The 21,326-nt window shown below is 50.0% G+C and carries 21 protein-coding genes, 5 tRNA genes and 2 pseudogenes; 4 read left to right on the top strand and 24 right to left on the bottom strand.

Annotation, left to right across the window (positions count from 1 at the left end):
* Positions 1-29: 29 nt before the first annotated feature.
* From ACGCCZ_RS09320 to ACGCCZ_RS09310, 3 genes are all read left to right on the top strand, one after another.
* A complete protein-coding gene (locus ACGCCZ_RS09320; RefSeq protein WP_411655873.1) occupies positions 30-617 on the top strand; it encodes a hypothetical protein in 588 nt (195 codons plus the stop codon).
* Positions 618-630: 13 nt separating this feature from the next.
* On the top strand, positions 631-2,232 hold the full coding sequence (locus tag ACGCCZ_RS09315; protein WP_411655872.1) for a flotillin family protein: 1,602 nt from the start codon (positions 631-633) through the stop codon (positions 2,230-2,232).
* Between the two features lie 229 nt (positions 2,233-2,461).
* Entirely contained in the window at positions 2,462-3,439 is a 978-nt protein-coding gene (locus tag ACGCCZ_RS09310; protein WP_054323977.1) for a Gfo/Idh/MocA family protein, read from the top strand.
* Positions 3,440-3,842: 403 nt separating this feature from the next.
* Here the strand turns inward: ACGCCZ_RS09310 and ACGCCZ_RS09305 are convergent, their stop codons facing one another.
* From ACGCCZ_RS09305 to ACGCCZ_RS09195, 23 genes and pseudogenes are all read right to left on the bottom strand, one after another.
* Positions 3,843-4,313: a GNAT family N-acetyltransferase gene (locus ACGCCZ_RS09305; protein WP_085533625.1), complete on the bottom strand. Its 471-nt coding sequence runs from the start codon at positions 4,311-4,313 to the stop codon at positions 3,843-3,845.
* A gap of 86 nt (positions 4,314-4,399) precedes the next feature.
* Positions 4,400-4,475 (bottom strand) — tRNA-Lys (locus ACGCCZ_RS09300).
* Between the two features lie 224 nt (positions 4,476-4,699).
* Positions 4,700-5,224: a nitroreductase family protein gene (locus ACGCCZ_RS09295; RefSeq protein WP_054323974.1), complete on the bottom strand. Its 525-nt coding sequence runs from the start codon at positions 5,222-5,224 to the stop codon at positions 4,700-4,702.
* A gap of 93 nt (positions 5,225-5,317) precedes the next feature.
* Positions 5,318-5,932, bottom strand: coding sequence for a hypothetical protein (locus tag ACGCCZ_RS09290; protein WP_411655871.1), 615 nt, complete (start codon positions 5,930-5,932; stop codon positions 5,318-5,320).
* Positions 5,917-6,447, bottom strand: coding sequence for a flavodoxin family protein (locus tag ACGCCZ_RS09285; RefSeq protein ID WP_411655870.1), 531 nt, complete (start codon positions 6,445-6,447; stop codon positions 5,917-5,919). The genes ACGCCZ_RS09290 and ACGCCZ_RS09285 overlap by 16 nt, the downstream gene beginning before the upstream one ends.
* Before the next feature lie 156 nt (positions 6,448-6,603).
* A tRNA-Gln gene (locus ACGCCZ_RS09280) sits at positions 6,604-6,679 on the bottom strand.
* Between the two features lie 73 nt (positions 6,680-6,752).
* Positions 6,753-6,829 (bottom strand) — tRNA-His (locus tag ACGCCZ_RS09275).
* Between the two features lie 5 nt (positions 6,830-6,834).
* A tRNA-Arg gene (locus ACGCCZ_RS09270) sits at positions 6,835-6,911 on the bottom strand.
* Positions 6,912-6,918: 7 nt separating this feature from the next.
* Positions 6,919-6,992: transfer RNA gene (locus ACGCCZ_RS09265), tRNA-Gly, on the bottom strand.
* Positions 6,993-7,224: 232 nt separating this feature from the next.
* The gene (locus ACGCCZ_RS09260) at positions 7,225-9,507 is read right to left on the bottom strand and encodes an ATP-dependent Clp protease ATP-binding subunit (RefSeq protein ID WP_054324056.1); all 2,283 of its coding nucleotides are present in this window, start codon (positions 9,505-9,507) and stop codon (positions 7,225-7,227) included.
* A gap of 189 nt (positions 9,508-9,696) precedes the next feature.
* Positions 9,697-9,984 carry a hypothetical protein gene (locus ACGCCZ_RS09255; RefSeq protein ID WP_411655869.1) on the bottom strand — a complete coding sequence of 96 codons (288 nt, stop codon included), beginning with the start codon at positions 9,982-9,984 and terminating at the stop codon, positions 9,697-9,699.
* Between the two features lie 72 nt (positions 9,985-10,056).
* The gene (locus ACGCCZ_RS09250; protein WP_411655868.1) at positions 10,057-10,317 is read right to left on the bottom strand and encodes a CDP-alcohol phosphatidyltransferase family protein; all 261 of its coding nucleotides are present in this window, start codon (positions 10,315-10,317) and stop codon (positions 10,057-10,059) included.
* 78 nt (positions 10,318-10,395) lie between these two features.
* Complete coding sequence (locus ACGCCZ_RS09245; protein WP_054323972.1) at positions 10,396-10,944, bottom strand: CvpA family protein; 549 nt, start codon at positions 10,942-10,944, stop codon at positions 10,396-10,398.
* 160 nt (positions 10,945-11,104) lie between these two features.
* Positions 11,105-11,977: a DUF5711 family protein gene (locus tag ACGCCZ_RS09240; RefSeq protein WP_411655887.1), complete on the bottom strand. Its 873-nt coding sequence runs from the start codon at positions 11,975-11,977 to the stop codon at positions 11,105-11,107.
* Positions 11,949-12,362, bottom strand: coding sequence for a hypothetical protein (locus ACGCCZ_RS09235; protein ID WP_411655867.1), 414 nt, complete (start codon positions 12,360-12,362; stop codon positions 11,949-11,951). Before ACGCCZ_RS09235 ends, ACGCCZ_RS09240 begins: the two co-directional genes overlap by 29 nt.
* Positions 12,359-13,111 (bottom strand): tRNA pseudouridine(38-40) synthase TruA, encoded by a 753-nt coding sequence (truA, locus tag ACGCCZ_RS09230; RefSeq protein ID WP_054323969.1) that lies wholly within the window; start codon positions 13,109-13,111, stop codon positions 12,359-12,361. The genes ACGCCZ_RS09235 and truA overlap by 4 nt, the downstream gene beginning before the upstream one ends.
* A 30-nt stretch (positions 13,112-13,141) precedes the next feature.
* A pseudogene (locus tag ACGCCZ_RS09225) lies at positions 13,142-13,959 on the bottom strand (energy-coupling factor transporter transmembrane component T family protein).
* Complete coding sequence (locus ACGCCZ_RS09220; RefSeq protein ID WP_085533635.1) at positions 13,952-14,818, bottom strand: energy-coupling factor transporter ATPase; 867 nt, start codon at positions 14,816-14,818, stop codon at positions 13,952-13,954. Before ACGCCZ_RS09220 ends, ACGCCZ_RS09225 begins: the two are co-directional and overlap by 8 nt.
* 57 nt (positions 14,819-14,875) lie before the next feature.
* The gene (locus tag ACGCCZ_RS09215) at positions 14,876-15,760 is read right to left on the bottom strand and encodes an energy-coupling factor transporter ATPase (RefSeq protein ID WP_085533637.1); all 885 of its coding nucleotides are present in this window, start codon (positions 15,758-15,760) and stop codon (positions 14,876-14,878) included.
* 43 nt (positions 15,761-15,803) lie between these two features.
* Positions 15,804-16,445, bottom strand: coding sequence for a chloramphenicol acetyltransferase (locus tag ACGCCZ_RS09210; protein WP_054323967.1), 642 nt, complete (start codon positions 16,443-16,445; stop codon positions 15,804-15,806).
* A 61-nt stretch (positions 16,446-16,506) separates the two neighbouring features.
* Complete coding sequence (locus ACGCCZ_RS09205) at positions 16,507-17,367, bottom strand: class I SAM-dependent methyltransferase (protein ID WP_085533639.1); 861 nt, start codon at positions 17,365-17,367, stop codon at positions 16,507-16,509.
* Between the two features lie 70 nt (positions 17,368-17,437).
* Complete coding sequence (glmM, locus tag ACGCCZ_RS09200; protein ID WP_411655866.1) at positions 17,438-18,790, bottom strand: phosphoglucosamine mutase; 1,353 nt, start codon at positions 18,788-18,790, stop codon at positions 17,438-17,440.
* Positions 18,791-19,005: 215 nt separating this feature from the next.
* Positions 19,006-19,314 (bottom strand): cytochrome C biogenesis protein, encoded by a 309-nt coding sequence (locus ACGCCZ_RS09195; protein ID WP_152918356.1) that lies wholly within the window; start codon positions 19,312-19,314, stop codon positions 19,006-19,008.
* 749 nt (positions 19,315-20,063) lie between these two features.
* Here ACGCCZ_RS09195 and ACGCCZ_RS09190 point away from each other — a divergent pair.
* Positions 20,064-20,186 (top strand): hypothetical protein, encoded by a 123-nt coding sequence (locus ACGCCZ_RS09190; RefSeq protein WP_411655865.1) that lies wholly within the window; start codon positions 20,064-20,066, stop codon positions 20,184-20,186.
* A gap of 371 nt (positions 20,187-20,557) precedes the next feature.
* On the opposite strand, the pseudogene ruvB reads toward ACGCCZ_RS09190, so the two are convergent.
* Positions 20,558-21,326, bottom strand: a pseudogene (gene ruvB / locus ACGCCZ_RS09185) (Holliday junction branch migration DNA helicase RuvB); the annotation flags it as partial.

Here is a 21,326-nt window from a genome sequence, read left to right as displayed (position 1 = left end):
GTATAATAAAGAAAAGGGAGGGAGGTTTTATGACTCTGGAGACGTGGCAGATCATCTATCTCTGTTGCATCGGGGGCGGTCTAGCCGTTCCACTTCTGGATGTGTTGATTGGTGCTCTCGGCAGTGCTTTCGATCTCGATCTCGACTTTGACGGCGATTCTGGATTCGACGGGCCGGCACCGGTCAATCTGATGAGCATTTGTTTTGGCGTGGTCGTTTTCGGTGCAGTCGGCCGCCTATGCCTTTTGGGACTTCCTCCGTTCGCCGGTGTTGCCATCGCCGCAATCGCTGGGATCGCTGGTTGCTACCTATTAGGCCGGTATGTGATCCGTCCATTGAAAAAAAGCCGGCCTCTCGCACAGTCCATGCAGGACCTAAAATGGAAGGAGGGAGTTGTAAAACTGGAGATCCGCAAGGATTTTGTTGGGACGATCACCATGCTCAGCGCCATCGGCAGTAAGGTGACATTCAGCGCAAAGCTGGCCCCATGGGTGGAGGAGGATATTCTCCCCGTTGGGCAACGAATCCTTGTGGTAGGGGTAGACCCTGACAAGCGCATCTGTACCGTTTGCCCTGTGGAGGACATGGAACAGATGACCATGCATTTGGATCAATGAAGGGAGAATGATTATGCCTGAAGTTTTGATTACCGTTGGGATTGTCGTCGCAGCACTTTTAATTATCCTGATTGCAATTTTTTCCACATGGAAAAAGGTTCCGGCTGACAAGGCGGCGATTGTGACCGGATTAGGCCGCGCAAAGGTCATCACCGGCGGCGGCATTATGGTCATTCCGGTCCTACAGCGAATCGACTATGTGACATTGGAAAACATCAGCTTTGACGTAAATATGCAGGGAACTTTGACCTCGGATGCTGTTCCAATTGAGGCGAACGGCACAGTCGTTGTCAAGATCAAAAACGAGGAGAGCATGATTCGCTCCGCGGTGGAGCAGTTTAACTGCGGCCGTGAAGAGGAAACCAAGCAGCATATTATGGAAACTGCGCGGGATGTCTGTGAAGGCCGTCTCCGCGAGATTATCGCCGACATGACTGCGGAACAGCTCTACAAAGACCGCAAGACGTTTTCCGAGCGTGTCAAAGAGGTGGCGGAGGATCAGCTCTCCGAATTGGGCCTGGAATTGAAATCCTTTACAATCAAAGGGATTGGCGACCAGAATGGCTATTTTGAAGCGTTGAGCAAACCGCAGATTGCTGCGGTCAAGCGTGATGCGGAAATTGCACAGGCAGAAGCAATCAAAGAGAGCATGATTAAAACCTCTGAAGCACGCCGTGCAGGAGAGCAGGCGCGTTTGGAAGCGGAAGCGCGCATGGCAGAAGCGCAAAAGGAAGCTGATATTAAAAAGCTCAACTTCGAGAAGGAACGCCAAACTACACGCGCCATTTCGGATGCCGCTTACAACATCCAACAAAATGTCACCCTGAAAGACATCACTAACACGGAAATGGATGCAAACGTCCTTAAGGAACAGCGTGCACGAGAAGTCCGCGAAGCAGAGATCCAGATTCAAATTGCTGCGGAACAGAAAAACATCGAATTGGCAAAACGGAAGGCCGAACGTAAAGAAGCCGAACTGATGGAAACCGTCATCAAACCGTCTGAAGCTGAAAAGCAAAAGGCTGAACTCGCTGCAGAAGCGCAGAAGATCGCTATGATTAAAAAGGCGGAGGCAGAGGCCGAAGCCCGTAAATTGGATGCTGCTGCACAAGCAGCAGCTAAAAAACTGGACGCAGAGGCGCAAGCGGAACGGATTCGTCAAGAGGGCGCTGCACAGGCTGCCGTGACGGAAAAGCAGGGCCTGGCCCAGGCAGAGGCAGTCCGGCAGCTGGGGCTTGCGGAGGCGGAAGCTCTGGAAAAGAAGGCAGAAGCTCTTGCTAAGATGAATGATGCCGGTAAACTACAGATGGTCATTGATAAACTTCCAGAAATCGCCCGCGCCATTGCGGAACCCATGGCGAAGATTGGGAATATTACCATCATCGACGGTTCCGGTAGAGAAGGTGATGCAAGCGGCGCAGCCGACGTAGCTCGATACACCGTCGGCGCTCTCAAGGCGGTAAATGAGGCCTTGAAGGACACCGTGGGGTTCGACATGACGGAGGTTATGCGCGCGAATACCTTCGAAGGAAAGACAACCAAAAAAATCCATATGGACGTTTCCGGACTCCCTGAAGGCAAATCGCCTGAACAAAACGGGGAACCGCTCCGATAAAAAAGGAGCTTTTTCAACCGAATCTGTAATAGAAGTATGCACAAATCCTCCCATTCAAAAGACGCTTTCTAAATGCTTAAAAGCAGAAGAAAGCGTCTTTCTTATAACGAATGATGTAAGAAGGATTCTGCTGTGATTCCTTTTTCTGCCCGTTTCTATTGCGTTACCCAATGACTTTTTTTATAATAAAGGTAGTCTTAGATCGTTAAATAGACTGGGAGGTATTCTTATGGACAAGCTCAAGGTTTCCATCCTCGGCGCGGGAAGAATCGCGGCGACAATGGCAGAAACCCTTGCAAAAATGGATGATGTGACTTCCTATGCTGTAGCGGCTCGCGACTTAAATCGGGCGCAAGCCTTTGCAAAGACCTATGGCTTTACAAAAGCTTATGGTTCCTATGAAGACATGCTGGCAGACGGCGGCACAGACCTCGTATATATCGCCACGCCGCATTCCCATCATTACGAACATGCAATGCTCTGTCTAAATTATGGAAAACATGTCCTTTGCGAAAAGGCGTTTACTGTCAACCGCAGGCAAGCAGAAGAAGTATTCACATTGGCAGAGCAAAAAGGGCTCTTGATCACAGAGGCAGTCTGGACACGCTACATGCCATTTGTCCAAACGCTACAAGACCTTTTGGCTTCAGAAAAAATCGGTAGAGTCTGCTCTATGGAGGCCTGTTTTGGATTTGAACTGTCCTGGCATGACCGACTGGTGAATCCGGCTCTGGCCGGTGGCGCTTTGCTTGATATGGGAATCTATCCCCTGACGCTCGCCTCCATTGCCTTTGGAGATTCCATTGCAGCGGTGACCTCCCGGTGCATCCAATCGGACCGTGGCGTTGATGCGCAGGACAGCATCATTCTGGAATATGCGGATGGAAAGCTCGCTACACTCACAACCTCCATGCTCGGCAATTTACGCAATGAAGCCGTAATCTATGGGACAAAAGGCCATTTGGTCCTGCCAAGTTTTTGGCACGCAGAGGAGATTCAGCTTTTTGTTGATGGAGAAGACAGTCCGCACATCTACCCGTGCCCTGTAGAGATCAGCGGTTACGAATACGAAGTGCGCTCCTGCGCACGGGCAATCGCGGCCGGAAAGCTCGAATGTCCAGAGATGCCCCATGCAGAAACATTGCACATGATGGGATTGATGGATCGTCTGCGTAAGGACTGGGGGCTTCGTTATCCAATGGAATGAATCCTTTGCGATTCGGATGTGCTTTTCAAACTCTATGTGCCCTTCCAATTCAAGAGCGTTCTTGAAAACACACCCTCCGCATGGAGGGTAACGGAGGCTGGCCTAACCAATCCTGCCTATGCTGGACAATTTCAATCCACTCCCATATAAAATAAAATGGAATATAAAAAGAACACCCGCCATGCGGCCTAACCAGCCGGGGTTCGGGTGTTCTTTATTATCTACCCTGTTTTAAAAAATGGCTGTTCCCTCTAATCTCACAAGCCATTCTTTTATAAAGATGATAAACCGAAGGCCATTCACTGATCGGTTCTCTCACGGACATCCCCACTCAATTTATCTCCTAAAAAGGGCTTTTTTCCCTCATTATCGTTTACCAAAATCGCAATATTGAGCAACCGTCCTATTCCCCAATGGTTTCCACAACATACATACGGATGGGGCTCCCATCCTCACAGGGAACCATCCCCCAAAAAGACCAGCCGCATTTTTCATAAAACTGATCGTGATCGGTCACCAAGTAGATCTGATGGAAACCACATGCAAAGGCATCCTTCCTCACAAATTCCAGCAGGTTTCGTGCAACTCCCTGGTTGCGTGCGAATGGTTCCACATACAGGGCACACACATTGGGAAACAGGTCGGTCCGCCTATGAAAATCATTGGCAATCATTCCACACCCCGCCACAATCTGCTGCCGGCTATCACAAACCAGATACCACTGAGGGATCTTTCTCGGATTCTGTATGGATTCCGCGATGCTTTTATCGTATTCCTCTACTGGGATACCCCATTTTGTATGGAACCAATTCGCTGCGGACCATGCCCATTCCGGAGCGTCACACAATTTTAGGATGGATAGAAATCGCTCCATATCATCACCGCCAGATTCTTCTCAACATAATTATCAACGATGAACATTGTATACAAAAAGGGACATCCAAATGGATGTCCCTTTTTTGGTGAACCATCGGGGATTCGAACCCCGGACACCCTGATTAAAAGTCAGGTGCTCTGCCAGCTGAGCTAATGATTCATATGCAGCTTAATTATTATAACAGCACATCAAGCAAATGTCAACAAAAATTCTACTTTCTTTGATACATCTGCCAAAATCAGCCGACAGATTCTCTCGGAAAACTGCGCACGAGGCAACTGTACGCGGTTTTCCAAACATCTAAATAGGGTTTTAATGCCACACATTCATTTTCTCTTCCATTTCTGTAGACCCCATACCGCACAACCATCGCGGAAAGTCTATCAAAATATGTCCCAATGAACCTTTTCATTGGGAAGCGATTCGATCGTATATGGTTCCGGATATTCCGCCGGCATTCCCATGGATAAAACGGCCTCTAAACGCATATGAGACGGAAAATGTAATAAGCTTCTCAGATAGTCCTCTGTGCTCCTTCCATCCAGGGCTTCCCGCAGTCTTCCCTGAATCCAACAGCTGCCAATCCCCAGGGAATTCGCCATCAGGTGCATATTCGCCATGACAATGGAGCAGTCCTCCACCCATACATCCGACTTTTTTTCGTCGGCCAATACAACAATCGCACAACTCGCCTGTTTCAGCATCTTTGCGGAACCAATCCGGCACTGCGACATCGCATCTAATGTCTTTTTCTCTCGGACAACCAGCAGTTCCCACGGACGAATGGAACGGCTGGATGCGGAAAGCAAGCCCGCTTGAATCACCTTTTCCAACGTATCCATTGGAATGGATTGATCTGTATAAGCCCTTACACTGCGCCGCTTCTGCATTACTTCCAGCAAATCCATCGAAAAAACCTCCTTATCCTCGTGCTTTGATCCCTTATGGGGTAAGTTTCTTATATCATACCACACTTTTCAAACGAATGGACCAGGCTTTTCTCAAATGCCGACTGATTCGATTTCCATCGTTTCCATCTGTTGCTTGGTAACCCCGTTTTTTTCACCGTATCGAATCCAATACTTCGTCGATTCCTTTAGAAAGGCCCTCTTCGGCAACGGCATAGTGACCATCTGTTGCACAGGCTTGCCTGTCGTTATACTTGTGGCCATTTTTTTGAGTTTCCGTTTCACAAAATAAGCAAATGGTGTTTCCAAAATTGCTTCTCCACTTCCAATCCAAAGAGAAGACCCAAAAGGGTATCCATTCTGTTTACAGAATAAATGCACCATGTCGCATGCAACCCGGTTTTGTTCGGGTTCCAGGAAACCACAGTTGATAATCAGATGTACAACCGGTTTGGGCGAAACAGGATGATTTTCCATTTCCTTCAAAAAATGCATCAGTGTTACAGGCAACCCATCCACATACAAAGGAAATACAAAGAGTAGATCTGTATAGGTTCCAATCTGCTCACAGATTCCCGCATGTTTTTTGGCTGTCACATTGTATTTGGAGACCTCCCCACCCCAAAAAGTCTGGAACAGCTCCGCGATCTGTTTGGAATGGGAATGCGGCACCCGGGGACTTCCATTTACAATCAGCAAGCGTCCCATACCGCCACCTCCTTTTTCACTGCGGTTTCCAGCTCTGTTTCCGCGACAAAGCGAATCTGGTGCGAACGAAATAGCATATTATTGGCGTTTCGTTCAACCAGCCGCCTGAATAATGCTTTCTCTTCTTCGGAAACATCGCCATACGCCACAATGACCGCTTCTTTTTCCTTTACAGCCCTCTGAATATGATGGGTCTCGCCATGATACAACCGAATGAAAGCCTGCTGAATCGGTATTGCACGTTCCAACATGGTTTTCATGACCGTATCATAAGAACCATATTTAACATGTGTCACATAGATGACAGATTCACTCTTGGCAATTAAGGGATAGACCTTTGCCGCATCATCCCGGATCACACATTTGCCCGGTGTTTTCACCCAACAGCCAAAACATCCTACACAGTTGGAAATCTTTAAGCTGCTCAAATCCACATAACGATACGCTTCATCTGAAAAGGTCACAAAAGGCAAAGGTCGATCGCTCATCAACAATTTCATCCGGTTCACCTTCATTCAAAAGTTCTCCACTCTTAGCGACGCGTATAGTGTAGCACAGAACCACAACCGTTATCCAATGAATTCTTCCATAGAAGAGGGCGATTTTTTCTTCTACCCTATATCAACAATATAACAAAAAAACCTGCGATGAGCAATTGCTCATCGCAGGCGTGGCTGGGCTGGCGCGATTCGAACGCGCGGAATGACGGAGTCAAAGTCCGTTGCCTTACCCCTTGGCTACAACCCAGTATATAACAACACGGGACCGAACTGCCTGTCCGTCCCGTGCTCAGCAAACACCCGCAGGTGCAACTTTTAAGTGGGGTGGAAGATGGGACTCGAACCCACGATCTCCAGAGCCACAATCTGGCGCTTTAACCAACTAAGCTACATCCACCATATTGGCGCGCCAAAAGGGACTCGAACCCCTGGCCTACTGCTTAGAAGGCAGTTGCTCTATCCAGCTGAGCTATTGGCGCATGCAATTGGAGCGAGTGATGGGAATCGAACCCACACGACCAGCTTGGAAGGCTGGGGTTCTACCATTGAACTACACTCGCATTTTGCGACGGAAATAAGTATAGCACAGTCCAGCAGGATTTGTCAAGAATTTCAAGTAATTTTCGAGGGCAAATGAAAAGAAAATATCCTCTAACTTGTAAGAATGCCGGTCTACATACCGACCAAAAACGGCCATACGAGAGGCCCCCATATGGCCGAATCTGAATCTGTGTTCATACGCTAACGCCAAACAAGCTCTTTATCGTTAAAGAGATTCCGTTGACTCGTTTATTATTCCATCGTTTCCATCCGCAATTCTTCATCCGCTGTCAATGCAATACCAAACAATGGCTGTTCGAAGTGCTCCACCACCAAGGAGGCAATCTGGTCCTCCACCTTACGCCGAATCAAATTGCGCAGATCGCGCGCACCGCTTTTTCCGCCAATAGCATGTTTTGCCAACCAGCCGGTAGCCTTTTCATCGTAAACAAAACGAATATGACGTTCCTTGAGAGAAAGTACATATTCATCCAACATCAGGGCGGCAATCTTCTCAAAATCCTCTACCGTGAGCTGGCGGAAGACAATCACTTCATCTACACGGCTGAGAAATTCCGGACGCAGGAATTCGGAGAGCGCTTTCATTGCCTTTTCCTTCGTTACATCGGCATCACTGCGCGCAAAGCCGAGCGCCCCTTCCTTTTTCTCACTGCCGGCGTTTGAGGTCATCACTATGACCGTATTCTCAAAATTGACATTGCGTCCATGGGCGTCCGTAATATGGCCCTCGTCGAGAATTTGCAAAAGAATATTCATGACGTCCGGATGCGCTTTCTCAATTTCATCGAACAGAAGAACCGAATACGGACGGCGGCGAACCTTTTCGGTCACCTGTCCAGCCTCATCGTATCCGACATACCCCGGAGGCGAACCGATGATCCGGGACACCGAATGCTTCTCCATGAACTCCGACATATCTAGGCGAATCAAAGTCTCTGGGGTATCGAAAAGTTCCTGAGAGAGCACCTTCACCAATTCGGTTTTTCCCACCCCGGTCGGGCCAACAAAAATAAAGGACGCAGGCCGGCGGCGAGGGCTGATCTGTACCCGGCTACGGCGAATCGCAGCTGCAATTGCGGAAACCGCTTCCTGCTGGCCGATAATCTTGGTGTTCAATACGCTCTCTAGATCAGCAAGCTTTTTAAGCTCATTTTCCTGGATACGGCTGGCAGGAATCCCCGTCCAAAGCTCGATCACCTTGGCCAGATCCGCCTCCTCAACCTCCGCGCCCAAAGCCGCTGGAGCGAGTTCCTTCACTTTTTCATCCGCCTGAGAAATCTCATAGCGCAACTTTGCAAGCGCTTCATAATCGATCTCTCCACCATCATTCGTTATATCGTCCTCGTCTTGCCGCATCTTTTCCAGTTCTGCGGTCAAACGGTCATATTCGGCCATCGGGAGATTGCGCAGAGCTGCACAGGCACAGGCCTCATCCAACAGATCAATGGCCTTGTCGGGAAGGAAACGGTCGTTGATATAACGCTCTGAAAGGACCACCGTACGGCGCACCAGGGTATCCGGCACGCGTACACGATGATACGACTCATAATAGGATTTAATACCCATCAATACATCCACCGTTTCATCAACCGACGGCTCTGCAATGGTTACAGGCTGGAAGCGGCGCTCTAAGGCCGCGTCCTTCTCAATGTATTTGCGGTATTCCACAAAGGTTGTAGCGCCAATCACCTGGATTTCACCGCGGGATAGAGCGGGCTTGAGAATATTTGCCGCATTCATCGAACCCTCTGCATCCCCAGTCCCTACCAAGTTGTGCACTTCGTCAATAAACAGGATAATGTTTCCCTCTGCTTTTACTTCGTCGACCAAACTCTTAATGCGGCTTTCAAACTGGCCTCGGAACTGGGTCCCTGCCACCAGCGCAGTGAGGTCGAGGAGATGAATCTCCTTGGACTTTAAGCGCGCTGGGACATCGCCAGAGGCAATTCGCAATGCTAATCCTTCTGCAACCGCTGTTTTGCCTACGCCGGGCTCGCCGATCAGACAGGGATTATTCTTTGTGCGGCGGCTCAAAATCTGTACCACCCGCGAAATCTCCTTATCCCTTCCAATAATCTTATCAATTTCACCCTTGCGCGCCTTTGCAGTCAAATCGGTACAATACGTATCCAACGCCTTGCGCTTTGTCTTATGCTTTTCGCGCTTGTCACGCTTTGGCGCAGACGGAGGGGGCGGCGTCTCCCCGCTGCTCTTCTGCGGATTCGCCATATCCGAAAAGATATTTTGTAAAAATGGGAAAGTCGCTGCACCACCGGGCGTAAAACCTTCTTCGCTGTTCTCATTGTTGCTCTCTGGGTTCATCAGACTGCTGAACTCGGACTCCATTGCCTCCATCTGTTCTTCTGTGATCCCCATTTTTTCCATCAAATCATTCACCGGTTTAATTCCCAGTTCCTTGGCACAAACCAGGCAAAGCCCCTTGCTCTCCTGTGCGTTTACCGTGGGCGAAATAAACACGACAGCCGGGCGCTTATGACATCTCGAACACATCATCATATTGCAATCACTTCTTTTTCTAAAAATATAAAAGGTTCCGGGGAACAACCAACCGGAAATTTCACCAATGGCTGGTTTGTACTGATCTGTACCCAGTGAGTGGATACCATCCAAGTGCGGCCGAACCATCCCCTTGGAATATTCGGAAACGCCGTCCGCGGCCTTCGGACGGCGTTAATTGTCAAATTATTGCTTCTTTGCAGACTTTTTGGCACGAATATCCGCCTTCAAATCGATGGCATCTTTCGGGTCTGTAGAATGCAGAAGCTGCAAAAAAATCTTAAAGTATTGGATAAAAGCATAGATCATAAATGCCGCTGTCACAGAAAGCAACGTGACCGTCACTGCGAGGTTTTCGATCTGGAAAAACCCCTTTAGGGACACAATGACGACAAATGAAAAATAAAAAAGAATGGTTGCCACCTTGCCATACCATTTGGAGCCGGTGGGCCTTTTCTTCTTTTTCAGGACCAAGAAGATCCTGCCACCAACATCAAAAGTTCCTTAACAATAAAGATCGCTAAAAGTGGAATCAAGACCGGCTGCTCAATTGCCAAACATACAGCCACTGTCCCCTGTGTCAGGCTTATCGGCAACTGGATCTAACATTTTTCCTAACTCGGTGATCTGATGGAACTTTCGCGCAATCATGCCATCAAACATATCCGAAAGCCCGGAGAGAACAAGGCAGGCGGCAGCTGGTACGATCTGATCGTGTAAAAAGTAATAGACAAACGGCACAATCAGCACAATTCGAAACAGAGAAAGTGCATTTGGTACATTGATATTCTTATTCCAGTTTTTCATTCCTCACAAGCCTTTCCGGGCTGATGCCGCCGGATGCGACAGAGTCCGCTGCAAAATATGCACGCGCTGTTTCAGCGCTTACAAGGCGCCTCCGACCCCTTTCAAAAAGTCTTCCACGTGGAACAGGGAATAAACCGGATTATGCGCAGAAACAAAATGAAAAATATACGAGGTGGTAAAAAGCTCCTGTTCGTCCAAGGGGCCATTCTCCAATTCGAAAATAGGACCTGCCAACTGCACGAAAGAGCACAAGAGCAGAACAACAACGACACCCTTAAATGCCCCAAACAAACCGCCCAACAGGCTGTTGGCCAAATGTAACAGAGGCAGACGGCAAACAGCACTGACTGCCGAGGCTGTGATCCGTACCAACATTTGCAGCAGAACGAATACGATTGCAGTGGCAATTACACGCAAAAAATAGTATTCCGCTGGCGAAGGACTGCGTGCCTGTAGAAACAGATCTGCCAACCCGTCCGCCACCAGGCCCGCGAGCACTACTGAGGCAACCACTGCGAACAAATACCCAACAAATTCTACCAATGTACGCATCAAGCCGGCACGATAACCGGCGACGATAAAACAAAGTACAATCGCCGCAAAAGCGGCGTCCAATACCAGCCCCACTCGTTTCCTCCCAATGTCATCCAATTTTCCCGAAAGCCACTTCCTTCTGAAAGGGAAGTACGGAAATCACCAGATTAATATAGCACAAAAAGGCGATAAACACAAGTTTTCGTTCAAATGTTCATATTCCGTTCACTAAGGCTGCATGCGGTTCCCGGGCTTAACCTGCATTGAGATCGACATAACGAAGTTCTGAAATACCAAGTACATAAGCCTTACTCTCACTGGCCAGCGCCACGGCCTTAGCATCGTTTCCCGCATCCACCGTTGCAACCGGATTTCCCCCTACTGCGGAATAAGCGTAGATCGTTCCATTGACCAGGACTGCTACGGTATCCCCATAGAGCGAAACCGAGCGAACTTCTCCGGGAACGGAAAGGCTGGCTAGTTCCTTGCCATCGCCGCCCAACACCACCACCCGGCTGCTCGCCGCACTGTCAAACGCGGCCAAACAGAGCACTGTCCGGCCACTGTCCACAGTATATGCCGAAAGCTGCATGCCCTGATAGTCGTAATTAACTTTGGATTGTGTCGTTGTATTGATGATCGCGGTCATTTTATCTCCAATTGCAGAGACTGTCCCGTCAGCACTCCAATAGGAATCCAACATCATATTTTCCGTATAGGCAGCGAACGGTTCAACCGCCTCTTCCGAATGAAAATCTAGCAGATATACCGCAGACGTCAACCCACCATCCAACGCAGATAACGCTGTGACCGCTGCATGGGAGCCAGATGGGTCCAACGCGATCGAGGTGGGATAATAATCTGCAAACCAATACTGGAATTTGGCCTTTCCGTCCGGCTTATAGGCAGTCAACTTTCCACAATAGCCGTCTGCCTGGGTCGCAAAGGCATAATGCCCATCTTCGGACAATGAACCTGCAAAGATATTTCCCTCTGCGTTCTGTTTGGCGATGGTTTTTGTACGGCTCTCAATCTGATAACCAGTCCCACCCAAATTATAAATCAACGTGCGGGAACCATTTGTCTTCATCACTGGTTCACTGAAACTGTGCTGACGGCTTGCCAGCTCTTTTGCTGAGGAATTGTAGATCGAAAGAATCCGTATCGCTCACCACAATGAGTTCCTTATTCACAGAAAGAAAGTTTTTTGGTTCCACAACCGTCCCTGCAATTGGCTGTGGAAATCCATCCCCTACGCCAATGCCTACCACGCGGTCCTGCACCCATTCCATTACTCGGTCAGGGGCCAGATTCTGCCGGTTAAACCACAACAACATCCCAACCACGCTTAAAATCAATATGAGCAGAACCCTATAAACCCATCCAGGAATTTTATGCGTGCGGTTTTGTTTTTCGCGGCGCTTGGCACGCCGTTTGGCAATCTGTTCGGCATGGCGGTCGTGTTTGGCCACATCGATCTCGCCCGTGGCAAAGCGTTTTCCCTGGCTCATACTGGTCCCTCTCCATAAAACACGCGGTTCAGATACAAACCACACGGGGGGGCGGTTGGTCCTGCCGTCGTACGGTCACGTGCAGCCAAAATCTCTGGAATCTGTTCCGGCTGTAACTTATCTTGGGCCACATACAGCAGCGTCCCCACCATGATCCGCACCATGTTGTACAAAAAGCCATCGGCCGCCACAGTAAAGGTCACTAAACCCCCATCCCTCTGAATGTTTGCGCGCGTAACCGTCCGGCACATATCGCCGCGTTCGCGGGCATCCGACGTACAGAACGATGTAAAGTCATGCCTTCCAATATAATGGACTGCCGCTGCATTCATCCGGTCTAAATCCAAAGGATACCAATAATGAAGCGCCCGGTTCCGCAGGAAAGGATTGCGGACCGGTTCGTTCCAAATCTTATAAATATACTCCTTGCCGAGGCAGGAATAGCGCGCATGGAAATCCATTGGCACCTCCCGGCAGTCCTGTACGGCAATGTCTTCTGGCAAAAAGTGATTTAAAGCGTTGAGCAACCGCTCACAGGGAATGGAATGTGCTGTTTTCAGGCTGATACAGTACTGATTGGCATGCACACCCGAATCCGTACGGCTGCATCCCTTGATTTCCGGCTTCTCTGCGGTGATCTTGAAAAGCGCCTCTTGGAACACCTGTTGCACCGAAACCGCATTATTTTGAATTTGCCAACCATGGTACTGTGCGCCATCGTAACAGAGTGTCAACAAAAGATTGCGCATACGCTTTTCCTCCTCTCGGGAATGATAACATCACAAAGTTGCCGGCACAAATAGGTTTAATACGATAACCAGAGCACAAATTGCCACCGAGATTGCAATCGCCCAGCCGTCGCGTGTGGCCATATGCAGCTGTTTCATCTTCGTCCGGCCTTCCCCTCCATGATAGCAACGACACTCCATTGCCATGGCCAAATCATATGCCCGGCGGAAGGAAGACACAAAAAGGGGAATCAAGATCGGAATCAGCGCCTTGATCCGCTGCATCAGCCCACCGCTTTCCAGATCGGCGCCGCGCGCCTTCTGTGCGCTCATGATCTTGTCCGTCTCTTCAAGAAGCGTTGGGACAAAGCGCAGTGCAATGGTCATCATCATGGCAATTTCGTGGACTTTGACATGCAACACCTTTAACGGCCGCATAATGCGCTCTAAAGCGTCTGTCAACTCTGTAGGCGTCGTTGTAAAGGTCAGCACAGCGCTGAAAAGGATCAAACTCATGATACGGATTGCAATAAAAATCGCATTTTGAATGCCGTTCATAGTGATCTGCATAAAACCGAACAGCGTCACCAACGGCTCTCCTGTCCCATAAAACAGGTTCAGGACACCGGTAAAAATGACGATAAACAGCACTGCTTTCAGGCTCTTAAAGTATTGCTTGACCGGAACCCCGGAACTCACCATCACGCCTATTTCCAGCGCGATCATGAGAAATAATCCGGCAAAGTTGCGCGCAACAAAGACAAATACAATAAATAAAAAGGTCGAAGTATAACCTTAATCCGCGGGTCCAAACGATGGATTACCGATTTGGCGGGAAAATACTGTCCCAGAGTGACGTCTCTAACCATGCGTGCGTCCTCCTTCCTCCAACAGAGGCATCAGCTGTTTGATCGCCTGTTCCAACGTAAGGGCCGTTCCCACCGGATACCCATCCTTTTTCAACATTCCAAGAATCTTTGTGATCTGTGGAACCCGCAACCCCATCTGCTCTAGCTCTTCCCCACGCGCAAAAACGTTCTCCGTCTCATCAAACATGGCCGCCTTTCCCGCGTTCATCACCAGAATCCGATCCGCGGTTCGCGCAATATCCTCCATGCTGTGGGAAACCAGAAGAATTGTATTGTGTCGAACCTCGTGATAATTCACAATCTGCGACAAAAGCACATCGCGGCCGCGCGGGTCCAACCCCGCTGTAGGCTCGTCCAAAATCAAAACGTCCGGGTCCATTGCAATCACGCCGGCAATCGCCGCACGGCGTTTTTCCCCGCCGGAAAGCTCAAAGGGGCTTTTTTCCAGAAGTTCATCTTTCAATCCGACAAATTTCGCCGCATCGCGCGCTCGTTTTTCAATTTCTGCCGGCTCAAGCCCCATATTGGACGGCCCAAAGGAGATATCCTTTAAGACGGTTTCCTCAAAAAGTTGGTGTTCCGGGTACTGAAACACCATCCCCACCCGAAAGCGTACTGCCCGAATTTTTTTGGGTTCCGCCCAGATGTCTTTCCCGTCCAGCAGGACTGTCCCCGAGGTTGGGCGCAAAAGTCCATTGAGTTGCTGAATCAACGTAGATTTTCCAGAGCCGGTATGCCCGATCACGCCAATGAACTCTCCCTGCTCAATGGAGAGGTTCACATGGTCCACCGCCATCTTCTCAAACGGCGTGCCCGTTCCATATGTGTATGTCAGGTCCCTTGTCTCGATAATCGCCATAGTGCTTTCTCCAAACCTCCGTCAGATTCCGTTTCATACGGATACCTGCGGATCTATTTATTTCTTGCCGGAAAATTCGTCGCCAACCGGCTCTTTTAAAATCCGCTCCAATGCAGCCACGCAGTCCTCTTCATTGAGTACACACTCCGGCAGCGGATAACCGCTTGCGCGCAAGCGGTAAATCAGCTCCGTGGCCTGTGGAACATCCAGCTTATGTTTTTTCAGCAATTCCACATGTGCGAATACTTCTTCCGGTGTTCCCTGCAATAGAATCTGCCCGTTATCCATCACAACCACCCGGCTTGCCTGCACTGCTTCGTCCATGTAGTGGGTAATCAGAACAATTGTGATCCCCTTTTCTTGATTCAGCTTATGGATGGTCCGCAGCACCTCTTCCCGTCCACGCGGGTCCAGCATGGCCGTTGGTTCGTCCAGCACGATGCATTCCGGTTGCATGGCGATGATCCCCGCAATAGCGATGCGTTGCTTTTGGCCACCCGAAAGTTTATAAGGTGCGTTGAGGCGGTAATCGTACATTTCCACAGCCTTAAGGGCGTCGTCCACACGGCGGCGAATCTCTTCCGGCGCTATGCCGAGATTCTCCGGGCCAAACGCCACATCCTCCTCGACAATGCTGGCCACCAACTGGTTGTCTGGGTTCTGTAGCACAAGGCCCACGCGGCGGCGAATCTCATATAAAAGGCTTTCGTCCAGCGTGTCCATCCCCTCCACATACACCCTGCCGCCGGCAGGCAGCAGCATGGCATTGAACATCTTGGCGATGGTGGATTTTCCAGAACCGTTGTGTCCCAAAAGTGCGACGAACTCCCCCTTCTTGATCTCCAGGTTCACACCCTTGAGTACCTCATGCACCTGGCGGGTTTCGCCGTCTTCCACCTCATCGTAGGTGAATTTTAGGTCCTTTGTTTGTATAAAAGCCATCTGTTTTTACTCCCTGTATTTGAGCGATTGCGTCAACCGCCGCCTATTTTGCCCACTTTTCGGGCGTATCCAACCATTCCTGCACCCAAGCAAAATACTGCCCCACATGCAGTCCATCCAGCAAAGCATGATGTCCCTGCACAGAAAGCGGCAAAAGGGTCCGATCTCCCTGGGGAAAATACTTTCCCCAAGAGATTCGCGGAATACTGTCCACCGGATTCATCTGAATGGGATGCGTCAACGAAGTGAAGGAAACCCATGGAATGGATGTCACATACAGAAGGTCATCCCGCCCGGGCTCGTCCTCAATACAGGCGTCCCCATTTTTAGCCGCCTGTGTTCGCGTCCTGGCATCTGCCACAAATGCGTGGAAGTCCTCCTGCCACGGTATTGCTACATAGCTAAAGGTATCGTGCCGGGTAAGCACCGTGACAGAGGGCGTCACCTCGTCGTGCTCCACAATATCCTCCCCTCGAATACGGTAGCGAAACTCCGGTATCGCGTTGGCCGCCCGGCTTGCCACATAGAGGAACGCTGCGAAGAAGGAAAGCTTCTGCTGTTTCACAAAGTGTGAAAATAGCGTAATGTCCATATTGGCACAAAGATTAAAATGGGGATAACTAAAGGTACGAAAGTAGTCAAAATGATCCTTTCGGCTCCAATGCGCCTTGTCAATATACTTCATTTCACACTCTCCCAAATCCAAGATGTTAAAATTTAGTAAAATAATACTATCTGTTGTCGAATTAAGACTCCCAAATAGCTGTACTTCCACAAGGAAGAACCAACCCACTCTCCGTAACCGGCAGGCCGATCTCTCCGGAGGATACCTTCCCGCCAAAACGTTTTTGCAATAACACCCCCAGCAAGTATTCCATTACAGCTGGGGACAAACCTGTCGTGTAGGAATTCAGCAAAAAGAACAGCGGATTTTCAGACATAATCGGTATACACATTTCTACTAGCGCATACAGCTGTTCTTCCAGCTTCCAAACTTCACCGCCGGGGCCGCGGCCATAGGAAGGCGGGTCCATGATGATCCCTTCGTAGTGATTGCCACGGCGCTGCTCTCTCTGAACAAATTTCATGCAATCATCCACCAGCCAGCGAACCGGCCGGTCCGCCAGACCGGAGGCCGCCGCGTTCTCCTTCGCCCAGGCAACCATCCCTTTCGAAGCATCCACATGGCAAACTTGCGCTCCTGCCTTTGCACAGGCGAGCGAGGCCGCCCCCGTATAACCAAATAGGTTTAAAACCTTTATAGGGCGGCCCGCCGCGCGGATTTTTTTCATAGCAAAATCCCAGTTCACTGCCTGCTCTGGAAAGATTCCCGTATGCTTAAAGCCCATTGTTTTGAGCTGGAAGGTCAATTCTCCGTAGCGAATCTTCCACATGGATGGAACTTTTTGATACTCCTGCCAACGGCCGCCGCCCGTATTCGAACGTTGATAACGCGCATGCGCTTCCCGCCAAAGCGGGTTTTTGCGCGGCGTATTCCATATGATCTGCGGGTCCGGCCGGATGAGGATGATATTGTCCCATCGTTCTAACCGCTCTCCACCGGATGTATCGATCAATTCATAGTCCTTCCATGCTGCCGCTCTCAAAGCAAACCCTCTCTTATCCGTCAATTTTTAATACTATCCGTTATATTTTAAATAGATTCTACAAAATATATCAAGCCAACCGTTCGCGGAGAACATCTGCCACCGAATTTGCGAGCACATTGATGTACTCCAGGTCCTCCCCTTCAATCATCACGCGCAGAAGCGGTTCGGTTCCCGAAGGACGCACAACAATCCGTCCGCTGGTTCCAAGCTTCTCTTTTGCCTTCTCAATCGCATCTTTCACTTCGCTGTCTGTATAGAAGTGCAGTTTTCCTTCCGGCCCCACCTGCACATTGACAATCACCTGTGGATAGCGGGTCATCAATGTTGCCAAACTGGAAAGCCTTGCCTCACGGCGGTGTACAATGCTCAACAGCTGAGCCGCTGTCAGCTGGCCATCTCCCGTCGTGGCGAAATCCAAGAAAATAACATGGCCGCTCTGCTCTCCGCCAAAATTATACCCTTCCAGCTGCATTTCTTCCAACACATAGCGGTCGCCCACTTTCGTCGCGGCTTCAAAATGCAGGCCATTTTCGTCACAAAAACGTGTGAAACCCATATTGGTCATAATGGTACCCACAACGGTGTTTTTCGCCAGCTTGCCGCGCGACTTCATATCCGCAGCGCAAATTGCCATCACGAAGTCTCCATCCACCAGTTGGCCCTTGTCGTCTACCGCGAGGCAGCGGTCTGCATCCCCATCAAATGCAATCCCTGCATCCAGATGGTTCTCTTTGACAAAGCTCATCAGATTTTCCATATGTGTAGAACCGCAGTTGTCATTGACATTCACACCGTTGGGCTGATTGGCCAACATATGGCATTCTGCCCCCAATTCCGAAAAGAGCAATTCCGCGGTGCGGGACGCCGCGCCATTTGCACAATCGATGGCAATGCGCATACCGGTCAACGCAAACGGAACCGTACTCTTGATATGATCTACATAATCGCGCACTACATTGGGCGCTGAAGTGACGCTTCCGATGTCACCTGCCGTGGGAACCGGAGGGGTATCCGCATGATCGAGCACAATCGCCTCGATCTGCTCTTCGAGCGCATCCGGCAGCTTATATCCATCCCCGCTAAAAATTTTGATGCCATTAAATTCACACGGATTATGGGAAGCTGTCAGCATAACGCCTGCGTCCGCCTTATACTTGCCCACTAAGAAGGCGACAGCCGGGGTCGGTACCACACCAAGCTGTACGACGTTCGCCCCTACACTGCACAATCCCGCTGTAATGGCGTTTTCCAACATATCGGAGGAAATGCGCGTATCTTTTCCGATCAAAATTTTGGGATGCCGGTGGTTGTTGTCCGTCAACACCATGGCTGCAGCCCGGCCAATGTTCATTGCCATTTCACAGGTGAGTTCCGAATTTGCGACGCCTCTGACGCCGTCCGTGCCAAAAAGTCTGCCCATTTTCTTAACACACTCCTTAAAATCGTTCCCTTAACGGGTGTCGTCTGAATTGCGGATATTCCGAAACCGGTCTTTTCTCCTATTGTAACGGTTCTTCTCCGAAAACCTCGTCGCAATCCCACACGTCTGACCGGGAAACGTTGAAATGCGAACCACACGGGGCGATTTTATAAATGGGCGGCAAACTTCCGTCCACTTGTAAAACCGTCCTGAGCTTATAAATCCAACAGTGGCAGGACATGGATAACCGGCTCCTCATAGGGATGCAGCCTGCGAACCAGCTCCACCGCCTGTGCAGCCAACTTTCGCGGGCAGACCACCTCCAGCTTGCACTCCGCTCCATGGCAAAGTACGCCAACGGTTCCATCGTATGGACTGGCTCCTAAAAGGGGACGCCAAGTGCCGGTGACCGTAACGACCGATGAACAGTTGTCATACGCCCCAACACGACATGCCCCCAAATCGTTCAACGCCATCCGAAGGCGGTCAAGATCTTTTTCGGGCACATAGATTTCAAGCTTCACACGAGAATTCCAAAAACATGTTCCTTTCTGTAACTCGCCTGATCCCCTATCCGGCACCGGAACGGATTTTCCTTTGTACAAGGGGATACATCCGATTCTGCTTCCATTCATACGCTTCCATCTGGAAATCGTACCAGCCGTGCAGCTCTCCCAAGATGCGCAAAGCGACAACTTTTCTCACTCTCTTTCGGAGCGGCGAATCGGATAAACGTATTGGCCTGGCACTTCTTTGATGCAATTCCCTACAAATGGCAGGGTCATCTACAGGGCAAACATCTGCTCCTTATATACCAACCGCTTGGGTCCTCTTCTCACTCCACAACGATATGCCATTCTTTACAGGCGCTTCAAAAATCAATCCTTCCATACATGTACTTCAAAGAAATCCTCGCTATTGAGAACTCCTGAACAAACACTCCTATCATTCGTGCAGGCTCCACCAAAAAAGTCGGCGAGAATCGAAGCTCCACGGCGGACGAAATGGAACAAAACAAATGATTTCAACCCACACCCTCTGTACGGAGGGCGACGCTATTGTCCCCAAGCCCCGCATAGCTATCATCATATTTCAACCCGCACCCTCCGCATGGAGGGTGACATCGAAGATGCTGATGCCAATGGTGTGGCTATGTGGATTTCAATCCACACCCTCTGTGCGGAGGGCGGCTGGTAGGCATGTAAGATGACTCATACCGCCCACCGTTTCCATTCAAAATCGCAACCTCCGCATAGAAGGGGGCTCTACCGAGATGAATCTGCACAGACGGGGTGCAGAGATCAAACCCACACCCGTTCATGCCGCGATCGAGCCGTTTAAAGGCATGATTCCAAACCCCTTTTCCCGGCGACTATCCGGCCAAACGGCCTTGTAGGAATGATGCACAAACCCCATGCCGTCTCCATTCGTGTAATTCATTGGGGGGGCAAGACACCGTAACCATGTCCCATCAAAATCGGTACTAGTAAAAGCCCTATAATGAGCTTCATATCGAGTCCAGCCTTTCATCTCCTGTCACTTCTCATGCTTTCTCCATATCCGTAAACAGGTATTTCATACACCAACAGAAGCATTCTCTGCTGTTGTGAGATCATCACTGGCCATTTCTCGTTTTGCTCACAAACGGAAACGCCCCTACCCTCCTGAGCAGAACCGCGGGTTCTCATTTTGCTAACACATACAATTGAACGAAAAGCTTTCATCGCAAACACTGTGTTTACGGCGTCCAATCATCCATCCGCCTGGCTATTCGTTGGGTGCGCCGCTCCTAGAATCCGGTTCCCTGGTCCAATCAAAAAAACTCTGTTGGGGCGTTTGCTCTCCTGGGGGTGTGAGTCCCAAATGCAGATATGCCGCCCGCGTAACGCAACGGCCTCTTGGAGTTCGGTTCAGAAAGCCAATCTGCATCAAGTACGGCTCATAAACATCCTCAATTGTGACCGCCTCTTCCCCGATGGCTGCAGCCAGTGTTTCCAATCCGACCGGCCCGCCATTGTAATAACGGATCATTGCACTGAGCATACGCCGGTCGTTGGCATCCAAACCAATTTCATCTACTTCCAATCGGTCCAACCCTACTTTTGCAGACTGGTAAGTGATTACCCCGTCCGTCATCACCTGTGCAAAGTCCCTTACGCGCCGGAGCATCCGGTTGGCAATACGCGGTGTTCCCCTCGAACGAGAAGCGATCTCCAGCGCGCCATCCGCTTCAATCGGAATTCCCAAAATCCGTGCACTCCGCGTGACGATCTTTGCCAACTCCTGTGGAGAATACATTTCCAAACGAAGCACTACGCCAAAACGGTCGCGCAATGGAGCAGAAAGCTGCCCCGCACGTGTGGTAGCACCCACCAGCGTAAACTTCGGAAGCGGCAAAGTGGTAGGACGCTGCCATCTGTCCTTTGCCGGTGATAATATCCAGCGCATAATCTTCCATAGCCGGGTAGAGGATTTCCTCCACACTGCGCGACAGGCGGTGCACTTCGTCGATAAAGAGCACATCGCCGGGATTCAA

It is taken from the genome of Anaeromassilibacillus sp. SJQ-1, assembly GCF_046693725.1.
Classification (GTDB): domain Bacteria; phylum Bacillota; class Clostridia; order Oscillospirales; family Acutalibacteraceae; genus Anaeromassilibacillus.
This window is presented reverse-complemented; position numbering and strand designations above follow the sequence as displayed.

What these genes read in the sequence shown, in the direction of transcription:
- ACGCCZ_RS09250 (WP_411655868.1), bottom strand. Translation starts at nt 10,317, where the DNA reads ATGAAAAACTGGAATAAGAATATCAATGTACCAAATGCACTTTCTCTG.
- ACGCCZ_RS09295 (WP_054323974.1), bottom strand. Translation starts at nt 5,224, where the DNA reads ATGGATTTGCTGGAAGTAATGCAGAAGCGGCGCAGTGTAAGGGCTTAT.
- truA (WP_054323969.1), bottom strand. Translation starts at nt 13,111, where the DNA reads ATGCGCAATCTTTTGTTGACACTCTGTTACGATGGCGCACAGTACCAT.
- ACGCCZ_RS09285 (WP_411655870.1), bottom strand. Translation starts at nt 6,447, where the DNA reads ATGAAGGTGAACCGGATGAAATTGTTGATGAGCGATCGACCTTTGCCT.
- ACGCCZ_RS09320 (WP_411655873.1), top strand. Translation starts at nt 30, where the DNA reads ATGACTCTGGAGACGTGGCAGATCATCTATCTCTGTTGCATCGGGGGC.
- ACGCCZ_RS09210 (WP_054323967.1), bottom strand. Translation starts at nt 16,445, where the DNA reads ATGAAGTATATTGACAAGGCGCATTGGAGCCGAAAGGATCATTTTGAC.
- ACGCCZ_RS09215 (WP_085533637.1), bottom strand. Translation starts at nt 15,760, where the DNA reads ATGGCTTTTATACAAACAAAGGACCTAAAATTCACCTACGATGAGGTG.
- ACGCCZ_RS09290 (WP_411655871.1), bottom strand. Translation starts at nt 5,932, where the DNA reads ATGGGACGCTTGCTGATTGTAAATGGAAGTCCCCGGGTGCCGCATTCC.
- ACGCCZ_RS09315 (WP_411655872.1), top strand. Translation starts at nt 631, where the DNA reads ATGCCTGAAGTTTTGATTACCGTTGGGATTGTCGTCGCAGCACTTTTA.
- ACGCCZ_RS09190 (WP_411655865.1), top strand. Translation starts at nt 20,064, where the DNA reads ATGAATCTGCACAGACGGGGTGCAGAGATCAAACCCACACCCGTTCAT.
- glmM (WP_411655866.1), bottom strand. Translation starts at nt 18,790, where the DNA reads ATGGGCAGACTTTTTGGCACGGACGGCGTCAGAGGCGTCGCAAATTCG.
- ACGCCZ_RS09305 (WP_085533625.1), bottom strand. Translation starts at nt 4,313, where the DNA reads ATGGAGCGATTTCTATCCATCCTAAAATTGTGTGACGCTCCGGAATGG.
- ACGCCZ_RS09260 (WP_054324056.1), bottom strand. Translation starts at nt 9,507, where the DNA reads ATGATGTGTTCGAGATGTCATAAGCGCCCGGCTGTCGTGTTTATTTCG.
- ACGCCZ_RS09220 (WP_085533635.1), bottom strand. Translation starts at nt 14,818, where the DNA reads ATGGCGATTATCGAGACAAGGGACCTGACATACACATATGGAACGGGC.
- ACGCCZ_RS09310 (WP_054323977.1), top strand. Translation starts at nt 2,462, where the DNA reads ATGGACAAGCTCAAGGTTTCCATCCTCGGCGCGGGAAGAATCGCGGCG.
- ACGCCZ_RS09235 (WP_411655867.1), bottom strand. Translation starts at nt 12,362, where the DNA reads ATGAGCCAGGGAAAACGCTTTGCCACGGGCGAGATCGATGTGGCCAAA.